The organism is Pseudomonas sp. Eqa60, from assembly GCF_018326405.1.
Classification (GTDB): domain Bacteria; phylum Pseudomonadota; class Gammaproteobacteria; order Pseudomonadales; family Pseudomonadaceae; genus Aquipseudomonas; species Aquipseudomonas protegens.
Window position 1 is genome coordinate 764,489 of record NZ_AP024342.1, and the last position, 13,920, is coordinate 778,408.

Below are 13,920 nucleotides of genomic sequence, written 5' to 3' on the forward strand. Positions count from 1 at the left end.
CGAAGGGGCGAGCTTGCTCGCCAAGGGCGTACTTCGGTCTCTTGGGCGGACGTATTCGCGAGCAAGCCCGCACCTGCAAGGTTCATGGCAGGTCCCGGGGCTTGTGCAGGTCCAGCAGGGTGATCGGCAGGGCCTGGCGCCAGGTGTCGAACTCTCCCAGTGGCTGGGCCTGGGCGATGTGAATGCGGGTCAGCTCGCCGCCGTGGCGTTCTCGCCAGTCCATCAGGGTCATTTCGCTTTGCAGGGTCACGGCATTGGCCACCAGGCGCCCGCCGGGCTTGAGTTGTTCCCAGCAGGCCTGCAGCACGCCTACGCGGGTCACGCCGCCACCGATGAAGATCGCATCCGGGCGTTCCAGCCCGGCCAGTGCCTGGGGCGCGCGGCCGCGTATCAGTTGCAGCCCGGGCACGCCGAGTACCTCGCGGTTGTGTTCGATCAATTGCTGGCGGCCGTCGTCGGCCTCGATGGCTAGGGCGCGGCAGCTGGGGTGGGTACGCATCCACTCGATGCCGATGGAGCCGCTGCCGGCACCCACGTCCCAGAGCAGCTCGCCGGGCACCGGTGCCAGGCGCGCCAGGGTCATGGCCCGCACGTCGCGCTTGGTCAACTGGCCGTCGTGGCGAAAGGCCGAGTCCGGCAGGCCGGCGAGCCGCGACAGGCGCGGGGTGCTGGCTTCGGCGAGGCATTCGATGGCCAGCAGGTTGAGGTCGGCGATTGCCGGGTCGGCCCAGTCATTGGCGGTGCCGTCGATGCGCCGCTCCAGGGGGCCGCCCAGGTGTTCCAGCACGCTGATCCGGCTCGGGCCGAAACCGCGCTCGCGCAGCAGGCCGGCGATGGCGGCCGGGCTGTGGCCGTCATTGCTCAGCACCAGCAGGCGTACCCCGCCGGACAGTTGGGCGCTGAGTGCGCTGATCGGCCGCGCGACCACAGAGAGCGTGATCACCTCCTGCAAAGGCCAGCCCAGGCGCGCAGCCGCCAGGGAATAGGACGAAGGAAAGGACAGTACCTGGATTTCCTCTGCGGGCAGCTGCCGCGCCAGGCTGGCGCCAACGCCGAACAGCATGGGGTCACCGCTGGCCAGGACGCAGACTGCAGCACCACGCTGGCTCAGCACCGGCTCCAGGGAAAACGGGCTGGGCCACAGCTGGCGCTGGCCACGGATGCAGGGTGGCAGCAGGTCCAGCTGGCGTTGGGCGCCGACGATCTTTGATGCGCCCAGCAGGGCATGCCGGGCATTTCTGCCCAGGCCCTTGAAGCCGTCTTCACCGATTCCCACTACTGTCAGCCAGGGCGACATCTCTATTCCTCGAACGCAAAACCTGTTGTTCCGACAGGCAGGCTTTTCATGCCTTCGGACAAAGCAGGCATAATACCGCGCCTTCGCTGACGAAGCGCTTTTCCCACACGGCCGGTCACCCCCTTGAACGAACGCTCGATGTCCACTGCCATCCGCCCCTCGGCCTGCCCGGGGTTGCTGCGCATCGTCCCGGCGCTGGACGGTGGCATCTGCCGGATCAAGCTGGCTGGCGGCGTCATCAGCGCGGAGCAGGCCGTGGCAGTGGCCGAGGCGGCGCAGGCTTACGCCGGTGGCGTGATCGAGGCCACCAACCGCGCCAACCTGCAGATTCGCGGCATCGGCCCGGAGCATCAGGCACTGATCGCCGCACTGCTGGCTGCCGGGCTTGGGCCGACTACTGCCGCCGGTGACGATGTGCGCAACCTGATGCTCAGCCCCTGCGCCGGGATCGATCGGCAGTGCTTGATGGATACCCGGCCCCTGGCCGCACAGATTCTCGACACCTTGCAGGGCCATCCGCGCTTTCACCAACTGTCGGCCAAGTTCGCCGTACAGCTCGACGGTGGCGAAGCCCTGGCCATGCTCGAACATCACCATGACCTGTGGCTGTCGGCCCTTGAGCGCGACGGCCAGGGGCTGCTGGCGTTCGGGCTGGCTGGCTGCCCGGTGGATGAACCCCTGGCGGCGGTGGCGCAGGACCAAGGCCACGAGCTGCTGGTGGCCGTGCTGGAGCTGTTTCTCGACCTGGCGCGGCCGGAACAGACGCGCATGCGTCACCTGCTGATGGACATGTCGCGGGAGGATTTCCTCGCTCAACTGGAGCCCCGCCTGAGCCGGCCGCTGTTGAATATCGGTGGCTGGCGGCGCCAGGCCAGTGACGCCGGGCTGCACATCGGTACTTATCCACAGGCTGCGCCCGGGCAGGTCTATGTTGGCGCGGGCACGCCCCTGGGGCGGCTCGATCCGGCCATGCTCAAGGGCGCGGCGCAATTGGCCCGACAGTACGGCGACGCCAGCCTGCGCCTGACCCCCTGGCAGAGCCTGCTGCTGCCCTCGATCGCCGCGGCGGATGCGCCGGCGGCCACTGCAGCCCTGGAACAACTGGGCCTGCTGTGCAGCCCGCAACAGGCCTTGGCTCACTTGATTGCCTGCACCGGTTCCAGTGGTTGCGGCAAGGCCCTGGCCGATACCAAAAGCGACGCCCTGCAACTGGCAGGACTGCTCCAGCGCCATGGCCGCCAACTGGATGTGCACCTGTCCGCCTGCCCGCGTTCCTGCGCCGCCGCTCATGTGGCGCCGGCCACCCTGCTGGCGGTGGCCCCAGGGCGCTATGACTTGTATTTGCGCGATGCAACGCAGCCGGGTTTCGGCACGCTGCACGCACGCAACCTTTCTATTGAAGCGGCAGAGGCATTGCTCGATGCCCGCCCACGGAGCAACCTTGATGCTTGATTACATCCGCGACGGTCAGGAGATCTATCGCAACTCCTTCGCGATCATTCGCGAAGAAGCCCGGCTGGAGCGCATTCCCGCCGACCTGGAGAAACTCGCCGTGCGGGTGATCCATGCCTGCGGCATGGTCGAGGCCGTCGATGGCCTGCAGTTTTCCGAGGGCGCCGGCAAGGCCGGGCGCCATGCCCTGGCGGCCGGTGCACCGATTCTCTGCGATGCGCGCATGGTTTCCGAGGGTATTACCCGGGCCCGCTTGCCGGCCAACAACCAGGTGATCTGCACCCTGCGCGACGACAGCGTGCCAGCGCTGGCCCGGGAGCTGGGCAACACCCGTTCCGCTGCGGCCCTGGAGCTGTGGCGCCCGCACCTGGAAGGCAGCGTGGTGGTGATCGGCAACGCGCCCACGGCCTTGTTCTACCTGCTGGAAATGCTCGATGCGGGCGCGCCGAAACCGGCGCTGATCCTCGGCTTCCCGGTGGGCTTCGTCGGTGCCGCCGAATCCAAGGCGATGCTCGCCGCCGACAGCCGTGGGGTGCCCTTCGTGATCATGCAGGGCCGCCTGGGCGGCAGCGCCATGGCGGCGGCTGCGGTCAATGCCCTGGCCACGGAGGTCGAATGATGCAGCAGCCCGGACGTTTGATCGGCCTTGGCGTGGGCCCCGGTGACCCGGAACTGATTACTGTGAAGGCCCTGCGCCTGCTGCGCGAATCACCGGTGGTGGCCTACTTCGTGGCCAAGGGCAAGAAGGGCAATGCCTTCGGCATCATCGAAGGGCATCTGCAACAGGCCCAGACCCTGCTGCCCCTGGTGTACCCGGTCACCACCGAGGTGCTGCCGGCGCCGCTGTCCTACGAACAAGTGATCAGCGACTTCTACGACAGCGCCAGCGAGGAGCTGGCGCAGCACCTGGACGCCGGCCGCGACGTGGCGGTGATCTGCGAAGGCGACCCGTTCTTCTACGGCTCCTACATGTACCTGCACGACCGGTTGGCCGAGCGTTACCAGGCCGAAGTGGTGCCGGGGGTGTGCTCGATGCTGGGCGGCGCTTCGGTGCTGGGCGCGCCGTTGGTGTATCGCAACCAGAGCCTGTCGGTGCTTTCCGGGGTGCTGCCCCATGAGGAACTCAAGCGTCGCCTGGCGGACGCCGATGCGGCGGTGGTGATGAAGCTGGGGCGCAACTTCCCCAAGGTGCGCCAGGTCCTGGAAGAACTGGGGCTGGCGCGGCGTGCGCTGTACGTCGAGCGCGCCACCATGGCCAACCAGAAGATCGTGCCGCTGGATGACGTGGAGCCGATGTCCTCGCCGTACTTCTCGCTGATCATCGTTCCCGGCGAAAGGTGGCAAGGCTGATGGCCCGTTCAACTCCGGCCATCGTCATCCTTGGCCAAGGCAGCCTCGACACCGCACGGCAGATCCAGCGGCTGTATCCCGACTCGTTGATCCACGGTCTGGCGGAACGGGTCGAAGGCGCCGACCGGGTCTACCACGAATTCGGCGCGACCCTGCGCCAGCTCTATCAGCAGGACACGCCCATCATCGCCCTGTGTGCGGCCGGCATCGTGATCCGCACCCTGGCGCCGCTGCTGCTGGAAAAGGGCGCCGAGCCGCCGGTGCTGGCGGTGGCCGAAGACGGCAGCGCCGTGGTGCCGCTGCTGGGCGGCCTGGGCGGGGTCAATCTCATGGCCCGGGAAATCGCCGCCGGCCTTGGCGTGGTGGCGGCCATTACCACCAGTGGTGAATTGCGCTTCGGCACTTGCCTGCTCAACCCGCCCAGCGGTTATGCGCTGGGCGACCTGGAGCTGGGCAAGCGATTCGTCTCCGACCTGCTGGGTGGCGAAAGCGTGCGCATCGAAGGCGCAGCACCCTGGCTGGCCGCAGCGAAGCTGCCCGAGGACGACCAGGCCCGCCTGACCATCCGGGTCGGTTCAGCCGAGCGCGAGCCCGTGGCCAATGAACTGTTGATCTACCCCCGCAGCGTGCTGGTTGCCTGCCGTGGGCAGCGACTGGCCGGCGAAGCTGATAGCGACCTGGCCACCCACATCCGCCAGGCTTTGCATCAGGCGCGCATCGCGGTGCAGTCGGTGGCGTGCCTGCTGGCCGCTGACCGCGACATGGCCGACCGTGCCCTGCACCAGGCAGCGGCGCAACTGGGCGTACCGTTGCGTTTCCTGCCGGCCGCCGACAGTGTCGCCGAACTGGCGCAACAGGCCGTGCCGCAATTGCTGCCGCCGCTGAAGGTGGGCGAGGACATCGCCATTGCTGTGGCCAGCCAGCCCCTGGACCCGGAGCAGATTGGCCGCCCCCGTGGGCGCCTTGCCGTGATCGGCCTCGGCCCTGGCGCCGCCGAGCTGATGGTGCCGGCAGTGAAAGCCGAACTGGCCCGGGCCAACGACATTCTCGGTTATGAAACCTACGTGCGCATGGCCGGTCCGTTTCGCGCCGACCAGGTGATGCACTGCACCGATAACCGCGAAGAGATGCAGCGCGCCCGTCACGCCTTCGAGCTGGCGGCCCAGGGCCGTTCGGTGGTGGTGGTGTCGTCCGGCGACCCGGGAGTGTTCGCCATGGCCGCGGCGGTGCTCGAAGCCCTGCACGAATCCAGCGACCCGGCCTGGCACAGCGTCGATCTGGAGATCCTCCCGGGCGTCTCCGCCTCCCTGGCTACCGCGGCACAGGCCGGTGCGCCTCTGGGCCATGACTTCTGCGTGCTGTCGCTGTCGGACAATCTCAAACCCTGGGACATCATCGAGAAGCGCCTGGACCTCGCCTCCCAGGCGGATCTGGCCCTGGCCTTCTACAACCCGATTTCCCGCTCGCGGCCCTGGCAACTGGGCCGGGCCCTGGAGATCGTGCGCCAGCACCGTACGCCGCAAACGCCTGTGGTATTGGGGCGCGACATTGGCCGCCCGGGCCAGACCCTGCGGGTCATCACCCTGGGCGAGCTGACCCCGGAGCAGGTGGACATGCGCACCATGGTGCTGGTGGGTTCCTCCACCACCTGCGTCTTCCCCCGGGCCGGGGGCGGCGACTGGGTGTACACCCCGCGCTGGTACGGCAATAAACCCTTGTAGGAGCCGGCTTGCCGGCGAAGGCGCTCGTAAGATCGCCATCGTCGGCAGCGGCTTCTAGCGCGCAGGGTCCTCATCCTCATCCTTGGCGGTCAGCAGCCAGGTGATGAATTCGAAGAAGCCGGCCCATCTGGCGGGGATGCGGCCGGCGACGAAAGCTTCCCAGTCGCCCAGGTCGAAATCCCAGACGCCGCCGCTGTCCTTGTCCAGCAAGTAGCCGCCTTCGCCTTGCAATGAGGTGAAGGCCACAAAGTTCTCTGGCAGCTCCCAGACCTCATGGATGAACTCGGTGCCCATGCGAACTTCCTCGCCGGGCCCGGCAATGTCGAGGAGCACTTCGTCGCTGACGCGGCTGCTGAAATCGGCGGGGTGGCAGGCCAGGTAGATCTGTGCGAACTCGCTGTCCGGGGCAATGCCCAGGGTTTCCAGCGCCAGGGTGACCTCGGCGCTTTCAGGAAGCGGGCGGTAGCGGGGCTGGGCTTCGATCAGGGCAATCAGTGGCGCTGGAATCATGCCGGGTACTCGGTGGCGCGTGGCCATTTGTCCAGCGGCAGATGGTTCATGTCGCGGGTGAATTGTTCCCGGGCCTGGCCCAGGGTTTTATGGTTCGGCCCGCTCGGCACATCCAGCGCTTCGCTGCCGTCGTCTTCCCAGTGGCACAGGTCGCAGATCTCGTATTCGCCTCGTGCGCCCAGGGTCAGGTAGCCGCAGCAGGGGCAGGCCTCCAGGCACTCGATGTTCGCGCTGACGGTGTAGTCACCCAGCCCGGCTTCACGCAGGCAGCGCCTCAGGTACAGGTGGGTCACGCCGCGATATTCGGCGCGCAGGGCGATCAGCAGCAGCGCGTCGTAGCGTGGGTCTTGCACCTCTTGCGGGGGCTCCGGTTGGGTCAGGATCTGTTGTTGCAGGCTGGGTGCAAGTGCCGCGAATTCAAGGTCGTCGCTGTCTATTCCCCACCAGTTCAGGAGGTGGGAGAAGCGCGCGGCGGCGTCGAGGCCGGGCAACCTGTGGCGGCTCAGAAGGTCGATGGCTGCGTTGGCGGTGAGTTTTTCCATGGGGGCTCGGCTTTTCGAGGGGGCGGTTCAGGGCCAGGTCAGGGTCAATTGGTCAGGGCGCTGAATGGGTATTCGTACCCTGACCCCGGAGGTCGATTCGCCATGGAGGTACTGGTCCTGGATCTCTACCCGGTTGAAGGGGTTGGTGTCCCGCAGGGCAATCAGCCAGATCAGTGCATCCGAGCCTTTTTCCTGCAAGGCCAGGAAGCCATCGCCGCCGTAGCCTGCCGTCTCCCCACCCCGGGCATAGAACGACTGTGGACCGTCGGTGCACAAGCCCAGGGTGGTGACGAAGTCAGGCTCATCCTGTTGGGGATAGTCCAGGGCCGGCATCCAGACGTTGTTGATCAGCCGGGGATGTTCATAGGGCAGGTCGAACAGGCAGTAGAATCCGCTGCCGAGGACCAGGGTGTTTTCCCGGGGGAAACACCCGCCCAGCCATTGTTCCTGAATGAAAGCGGCATCGGCGCTGTAGGGCATTGGGTGGTTCCTGCTCCTGCTGGAAGGGGGGGTCTACAGGTTCGAGACCTGGCGAAAACCGGAGTTGTAGGCGCATTGCCCGGCGTACTCGGGGCGTGCATCACAGGCCTTGAGGCAACCCTGGACGCCCTTGGGAAAGCGCGCCTCCACCGACATAGCGAAACCGTAGGTCGGCGTGGTCACCGCAAAGCTGCTGTTGCAGGCCACTTGCGTGCTGTAGGTGAAGGTCATGGCCTCGCGCCGGTCGTTGTGGGCGAAGGCCACCTCGAAGCTGTCGAGGCTGTTCCAGCCCGACAGCGGCAGCACTACAAAACGGTAGCGGGTGCTGTCCAGGCGTTGGCCGATGACCCGCAGGTTCTTGCTCGATGAGTCGGCCTTGGGCGAAGGGTAGGGCAGGGCCAGCAGCGCCCGCGGGTCACCCACCACGCCCAGTTCGAAGCCGATACCTTTTTGGTAGAAGGGTATCTCCAGGGCCGGTGCGCCCTCGATCTTCACGTACTGGCTGGATGCATAGGGGCCGCGGGTTTCAGGCTTGTAGTCCGGCGCTTTGGCGAAGCTGACTTCAAGCTCCAGCACCGCGTCTGAGGCCTTGGCGTGCTCGGTGCGTATATCGCTGGGTTGCTCGCTGCCATGGCTGGCGCAACCGGCCAGCACCATGGCCGTAGTCAGTTGCAGCAGCTGTCGGGCGGGCCATGGACGTAGAACGGTCATCACTCAATGCTCCTTCTTCAGCGGGCTGGAGTTCAGGCCCAGCCCCTTGAGCTGCCAGCTTCCCTGCACCTGCTGCCAGCTGAACTGGCGGCCGACCCAGTCCACCTGCAAGGCGTGATGCAGGCGGCTCTGGTCAATGCGCCGGCCTTCGTCCAGGGCCTTTCGCGCGCGGTCGCCGGCTTGGTTGAACAGGGGCCAGAGCTGGCTCAGGTTCAGCTCCTTGCTGATCGGCAACTGGGCATACACGCCCTGCTCCGCCGAACTGAGCAGCAGCCCTTCCTTGCCGAGGAACGCAGCACTGCTGTTGTCCGGCGACACCGACACCAGCATGGCGTAGTGGGAGAACCCCCAGCCGGGCAGCCGCTCGTCGAACCACAGCACTTGCCCGGTGGAGGGCACCAGGGCCCGCGCGCCCTCGGGAAACAGCAGCAGGTCGCTGCGTCCGGGTTGCGGCTGGCCCCAGTCGGGTTCGCTCTTGCTCTTGACCGGGCTGAGGATGCGGGCCAGGGGCGTGTCGTTCTGCACGGCGATCAGCACCGTGCCGACGCCCATCCATTCGATGGTGGTGGCCAGCAGTACCGGTTGCCCGCCCCGGGTCGCCCCGGTGGGTTTTACATCGGTGATCTGCCAGGCGTTCAGCGGCCGATAGAGCTGGCCCTTGTAGGTGATTTCCCGGGGGCTGCTGCCGTCCCGACGGTGGTACACCTTGAAGTCGCCAAAGCGCTCAATGGATTCACTGGTCTTGTTCAGCCAGGCCTCGAGCTTGGCCTGGGGCGATTCGCCAGCCAGTGCCGGGAGGGGCATGAGCAGGAGCCCGGCCAGCAGGCAGGCCAGGCCGCGCCCGATCTGCGCAAGGCACAGGGCGCGCGCGGCGACGGGGCCCGTGCCAGTGGGTCGTTGAAGAGTCTGCATTCCGTTGCCTGTCGCTTGATGGGAGGGTGGCCGGGGCCCTAAGGGACCAGGTAGCCCCTGACCCCGGTGAAGATGATCTGCGCCGCCAGGGCGCAGACGAACAGCCCCATCAACCGGCTGACGATCTGCAAGCCCTGCTCGCCGAGGATGCGTTCGATGCGGTTGGACAGGTACAGCACCACCCCCACGGTGAGGCTGGCCAGGGCGATGCTGAGGATGGCGGTGAGCTTGTCGTCCCAGTGCGGCTGGCTGACGCCCATCACCAGCAGGGCGCCGATGGTGCCCGGGCCCACGGTCAGGGGAATGGTCAGCGGGACTATGGTCACGTCCTGCTGCACGTTGTCGGTCTGCACCGCCGATTTGCCCTGGGCCATGCCCAGGGCAGAGATGAACAGCACGCTGCCGGCACCGATGCGGAAGGCGTCCACGGTGATGCCGAACACGCCGAAGATCACCCGGCCGAACAGGTACAGCAGGATGCTGGAGACCAGGGTCGCCAGGGCCACTTTCCAGGCCAGGCGCCGGCGCTCCTTGAGCGAATAGCCGCGGGTCAGGCTGATGAAGCACGAGAGCACGAAGAAGGGGCTGTAGAGCACCAGCATCTTCAGGTAAACGCTGAACAGCACGTGGAGCATGGTGGGAGCTCACGACTAAAGGAGGGCGAGCGAGAGTTTAACAGGCGCCGCAGAGCCTGTCGGCTCAACTGGTGTGCGCGGTGCTGCGCTCGCGCAGGTCGCGCTGGGTCACCCAGTGTTCCACCAGTTCCCGCAGTTGCGAGAGCTCCACGGGCTTGGCCATGTGCCCGTCCATGCCGGCCTGGCGCGCGCGCTCCTTGTGCTCGGCGAGGATGTGCGCGGTGAGCGCCACTACCGGGGTGCGTACCCGCTGGTTGCCGACTTCCCAGGCGCGCAGTTGCTGGGTGGCGGAGAAGCCGTCGAGCACCGGCATTTCGCAGTCCATCAGTACCAGGTCGTAGCGGTTGGCTTTCATTGCCTGCAAGGCTTCCTCGCCGTTGCTGGCGGTATCGGGCTGCAGGTTGAGCTTGCCGAGCATGCCGCGGATGACCTTGGTGGAAATACTGTTGTCCTCGGCCACCAGGATGCGGAAGTCGCTGGGCACGGTGACTGGCGCCGGGGCCTGGGCAGCGTGCGCCGGCTGGTTGTAGGGGGCGGCGGGGGCCTTGTCGCGCTGATTGAGTTCGTCCGCCAGGGTGGTCTTGAGGGTGTAGCCGGCCACTGGCTTGGCGAGGATGCGCTTGATCCCGGCATTGCGTGCAATCACCTTGCTCGGCGCATTGCTGATGCCGGTGAGCATGATCAGCAGGATGTCGTGGTTCAGGCTCGGGTCTTCCTTGATCTTCGCCGCCAGTTGCATGCCGGTCATGCCGGGCATGTTCTGGTCCAGCAATACCACGTCGAAGTAGTCCCGCAGGTGCGCCTTGGTGCGTAGCAGGGCCAGGGCTTCCTTGCCCGATGGCACGGCGCTGACGTTCAGGCCCCAGGCACTGCACTGCTGTACCAGCACCTTGCGGCAGGTGTCGTTGTCGTCCACCACCAGTACCCGCGCGCCCTGCAGGGGGCCGTCGAGGTCGGCGGTCGGGTGTTCCAGGCGCTCGGCATCCAGGGGCAGGGTCAGCCACAGGGTGCTGCCCTGGTTGGTGCCGCTCTTGATGCCGAACTCGCCATGCATCAGCAGGATCAGTTGACGGGCGATCACCAGCCCCAGGTTGCCCCCCAGGCGGGTGGTGGCGAGGAAGTTCTTGCTGTGCAGCTCGGTGTGCAGCAGGGCTTCGCGCTCTTCGGCCTCCATCGGCTGGCCGCTGTCCTGCACGGCGATGCGCAGGCGCGGTTTGCTGCTGCGCTCGTCGAGGGCGACGACGATCAGCACTTCGCCTTCATCGGTCTTCTTCAGGGCATTTTCCAACAGGCTCAGCAGGGCCTGGCGCAGGCGTGTCGGGTCACCGCTGATGACCCGTGGCACCTGGGGCTGGATGAAACTGATCAGCTCGACGTTCTGCTGTTCGGCCTTGGCCCGGAAGATGCTCAGGCAGTCTTCGATCAGGGCGTTGAGGTCGAACTGCACATCGTCCAGTTCGATCTGCCCGGACTCCAGCTTGGAGATGTCGAGGATCTCGTTGATCAGGGTCAGCAGCTCGTTGCCGGCACTGTGGATGGTCTGCACGTAATCGCGCTGCTTGACCGACAGCGGGGTGCCCAGCAGCAGCTCGGTCATGCCCAGCACGCCGTTCATCGGGGTGCGGATCTCGTGGCTTATCTTGGCCAGGAACTCGGCCTTGGCATTGACCTCGGCGGTGCTGGCGGCCAGGTCGCGGCTGACGCTGAAGCGGTTCTCGGTGATGTTGCGCTGGCGCTCGCCCAGGGCAATGCTCATCAGCAGCCCGGCGATGCACACCACGCTCAAGAGGGTGACGATCAGGCCTTGCGGGGCCACCAGGGTCAGCCCCAGCAGGGCCGGCAGGATCACCAGGGTGCCGAGGTTGAAGATCACCATGGCGGCGACGAACAGGCGCGCCGGGCGATAGCCCTTGTGCCAGTGATAGCCACCGACGAACAGCATGCTCAGGCCGGCCAGGGCCACCAGGCCGTAGGTGATGATGTTCAGCGGCAGGGTATCGACGAACAGCAGCAACAGGCCGAACAGGCTGATCAGCAGGATGTTGCCCAGCAGCAGGCGGTTCAGCGGATGCGCGCCCAGGGGGGCGAAAAAGCGGTAGGCGAACATCATCCCGCAGGGCGCGGTCAGCAGCAGGGCGATATAGGCCCCCGGCGTCTGCAGGGCTTCCCAGGCCGGGAGCCAGGGCCCGAACAGGTTCAGCAGCATCAGCAGGCTGAGGGTCAGCAGCCCTTCGCAGGCTGCCAGCCACAGGCTGCTGCGCGAACGGGTGTAGGCGAAGCGGGTGAGGTTGTGCAGGATCAGCATCGCCAGGCAGCCGAACAGCAGGCCGTAGATCAGCGTCTGGCTCTGGTCGGCCGCGCCCATCACCGCCGATTGCAGGGTGATGAAGGGGCGCAGTTCGTGTTCGGACACCAGGCGTACATAGACGTCCAGTGGCTTGGCGCTTTGCGGCAGTGGCAGCATGAAGTCGCTGCTGGGCAGGGGCTTTTGCGCCTGCGACGGGCCGGAGCCGGTGTTCACTTGCTCGATCAGCTTGTCGCCTTCGAGCACGTAGAGGTTCAGGTGGGACAGGTCGGGGGCGAAGATCCGCAGGATCTGCTCATGGGTTCCCGGTTGCAGCTTGAAGCGTAGCCACAGGGCGCCATCGGGCTCGGCGGCGGTGAGCTTGTCCAGCTCGATCGGGCTGAACTGGTTGGTGTAGCGCGGGGAGCGGATGTCACTGAGCTGCAGGTCGGCCTGTTCGTCGAGCAAAACCGCCCAGCCACTGCCTTGAGCGGCCAGGGCCGGGTTCAAGCAGAGCAGGGTCAGCAAGGTGACGGTGAAGCCTAGGGCAATCCTGAGCCAGCGCACGGCGAAATCCCTTCGTTGGTTGATGCCTGATTATAACTATGCGCGGCGTAATGACCGCACGGCAAGGGCGTGTGCCCTTGCCGGGGTCAACGACAGCCTTACTCCTGGCCGCGCTCGCGGGCAATGGCGCGGTAGCCGATGTCCTTGCGGTAGAAGCAGCCCTGCCAGTCGATCTCGGCCGCCAGGCGGTAGGCCTGTTGCTGAGCCGCGTCGACGCTGTCACCCATGGCGGTAGCGCACAGTACCCGGCCGCCGGAGGTCACGACCTGGCCATCCTTGAGTGCGGTACCGGCGTGGAACACCTTGCCTTCCAGTGCTGCCGCGGCGTCCAGGCCAGTGATGGCCGCGCCCTTGGCGTAGTCACCAGGATAGCCGCCTGCCGCCAGAACGATACCCAGGCTCGGGCGTGGGTCCCACTGCGCTTCGACCTTGTCCAGGGCCTGGGCCAGGGCGGCTTCCACCAGCAGCACCAGGCTCGATTGCAGGCGCAGCATCACCGGTTGGGTTTCCGGGTCGCCGAAGCGGCAGTTGAACTCGATGACTTTCGGGTTGCCGGCCTTGTCGATCATCAGCCCGGCATAGAGGAAGCCGGTGTAGACGTTGCCTTCCTCGGCCATGCCGCGCACGGTGGGCCAGATCACCAGATCCATCACCCGCTGGTGCACTTCTGAAGTGACCACCGGTGCCGGGGAGTAGGCGCCCATGCCACCGGTATTGGGGCCAGTGTCGCCGTCGCCGACGCGCTTGTGGTCCTGGCTGGTGGCCATGGGCAGCACGTTCTTGCCGTCGACCATGACGATGAAGCTGGCTTCCTCGCCGTCGAGGAACTCCTCGATCACCACGCGGGAACCGGCGTCGCCGAAGGCATTGCCGGCCAGCATGTCGCGCACCGCTTCCTCGGCTTCGGCCAGGGTCATGGCCACGATCACGCCTTTGCCGGCGGCCAGGCCGTCGGCCTTGATCACGATCGGGGCGCCTTTTTCACGCAGGTAAGCCAGGGCCGGCTCGATCTCGGTGAAGTTCTGATAGTCGGCAGTAGGGATCTTGTGGCGGGCGAGGAAATCCTTGGTGAAGGCTTTCGAACCTTCCAGCTGCGCAGCACCGGCCGTCGGGCCGAAGCAGTCCAGGCCACGGGAGCGGAACAGGTCGACCACGCCAGCCACCAGCGGCACTTCCGGGCCGACGATGGTCAGGGACACATTCTTCTGAGCAAAGTCTGCAAGCTGCTCCAGGGCCAGGACGTCGATGGCGACGTTCTCGCACTTGGCCTCGATGGCGGTGCCGGCGTTGCCTGGGGCGACGAACACTTTCTGAACCCGTGGGTCCTGAGCGACTTTCCAGGCCAGAGCGTGTTCACGACCGCCGCTACCAATGATCAGTACATTCATTTCAAAAACCTCGGATGACGCTAATTCTGTTTTGGAACCTGAAGAGCTGGACGCCTCAGGAGGTTGCGATG

13 protein-coding genes are annotated in these 13,920 nt (G+C 66.2%); 4 read left to right on the forward strand and 9 right to left on the reverse strand.

All coding sequences use genetic code 11. The annotated features are described in order from the left end of the window. Positions 1 to 82: 82 nt before the first annotated feature. A complete protein-coding gene (locus KI242_RS03355; protein WP_053156141.1) occupies positions 83 to 1,297 on the reverse strand; it encodes a bifunctional cobalt-precorrin-7 (C(5))-methyltransferase/cobalt-precorrin-6B (C(15))-methyltransferase in 1,215 nt (404 codons plus the stop codon). 138 nt (positions 1,298 to 1,435) lie between these two features. Here KI242_RS03355 and cobG point away from each other — a divergent pair, with 138 nt between their 5' ends. The 4 genes from cobG to cobJ are packed head-to-tail and all read left to right on the forward strand — an operon-like array spanning position 1,436 to position 5,820. Beyond that, positions 1,436 to 2,749 carry a precorrin-3B synthase gene (gene cobG, locus KI242_RS03360; protein ID WP_169893062.1) on the forward strand — a complete coding sequence of 438 codons (1,314 nt, stop codon included), beginning with the start codon at positions 1,436 to 1,438 and terminating at the stop codon, positions 2,747 to 2,749. Beyond that, positions 2,742 to 3,368, forward strand: coding sequence for a precorrin-8X methylmutase (locus KI242_RS03365; protein WP_053156147.1), 627 nt, complete (start codon positions 2,742 to 2,744; stop codon positions 3,366 to 3,368). The genes cobG and KI242_RS03365 overlap by 8 nt, the downstream gene beginning before the upstream one ends. Continuing rightward, entirely contained in the window at positions 3,368 to 4,099 is a 732-nt protein-coding gene (locus tag KI242_RS03370; RefSeq protein WP_015633986.1) for a precorrin-2 C(20)-methyltransferase, read from the forward strand. The genes KI242_RS03365 and KI242_RS03370 overlap by 1 nt, the downstream gene beginning before the upstream one ends. Continuing rightward, on the forward strand, positions 4,099 to 5,820 hold the full coding sequence (cobJ, locus tag KI242_RS03375; protein ID WP_212805900.1) for a precorrin-3B C(17)-methyltransferase: 1,722 nt from the start codon (positions 4,099 to 4,101) through the stop codon (positions 5,818 to 5,820). Before KI242_RS03370 ends, cobJ begins: the two co-directional genes overlap by 1 nt. Before the next feature lie 54 nt (positions 5,821 to 5,874). Here cobJ and KI242_RS03380 read toward each other — a convergent pair whose 3' ends face one another. The 8 genes from KI242_RS03380 to purD form a co-directional block, all read right to left on the reverse strand. Continuing rightward, the gene (locus KI242_RS03380) at positions 5,875 to 6,330 is read right to left on the reverse strand and encodes an SMI1/KNR4 family protein (RefSeq protein ID WP_103290417.1); all 456 of its coding nucleotides are present in this window, start codon (positions 6,328 to 6,330) and stop codon (positions 5,875 to 5,877) included. Beyond that, on the reverse strand, positions 6,327 to 6,872 hold the full coding sequence (locus KI242_RS03385) for a CPCC family cysteine-rich protein (RefSeq protein ID WP_065364912.1): 546 nt from the start codon (positions 6,870 to 6,872) through the stop codon (positions 6,327 to 6,329). Before KI242_RS03385 ends, KI242_RS03380 begins: the two co-directional genes overlap by 4 nt. A gap of 27 nt (positions 6,873 to 6,899) precedes the next feature. After that, a complete protein-coding gene (locus KI242_RS03390) occupies positions 6,900 to 7,352 on the reverse strand; it encodes a hypothetical protein (protein ID WP_072451995.1) in 453 nt (150 codons plus the stop codon). A 33-nt stretch (positions 7,353 to 7,385) separates the two neighbouring features. Then, positions 7,386 to 8,063 (reverse strand): hypothetical protein, encoded by a 678-nt coding sequence (locus KI242_RS03395; protein ID WP_015633991.1) that lies wholly within the window; start codon positions 8,061 to 8,063, stop codon positions 7,386 to 7,388. Positions 8,064 to 8,066: 3 nt separating this feature from the next. Beyond that, positions 8,067 to 8,975 carry a hypothetical protein gene (locus tag KI242_RS03400; RefSeq protein WP_072443981.1) on the reverse strand — a complete coding sequence of 303 codons (909 nt, stop codon included), beginning with the start codon at positions 8,973 to 8,975 and terminating at the stop codon, positions 8,067 to 8,069. A gap of 38 nt (positions 8,976 to 9,013) precedes the next feature. Beyond that, on the reverse strand, positions 9,014 to 9,610 hold the full coding sequence (locus tag KI242_RS03405; protein ID WP_212805901.1) for a MarC family protein: 597 nt from the start codon (positions 9,608 to 9,610) through the stop codon (positions 9,014 to 9,016). A 64-nt stretch (positions 9,611 to 9,674) separates the two neighbouring features. Next, positions 9,675 to 12,461 (reverse strand): hybrid sensor histidine kinase/response regulator, encoded by a 2,787-nt coding sequence (locus KI242_RS03410; protein WP_019096153.1) that lies wholly within the window; start codon positions 12,459 to 12,461, stop codon positions 9,675 to 9,677. A 98-nt stretch (positions 12,462 to 12,559) separates the two neighbouring features. Further along, positions 12,560 to 13,849, reverse strand: coding sequence for a phosphoribosylamine--glycine ligase (gene purD, locus KI242_RS03415; RefSeq protein WP_011059035.1), 1,290 nt, complete (start codon positions 13,847 to 13,849; stop codon positions 12,560 to 12,562). Positions 13,850 to 13,920 lie beyond the last annotated feature (71 nt).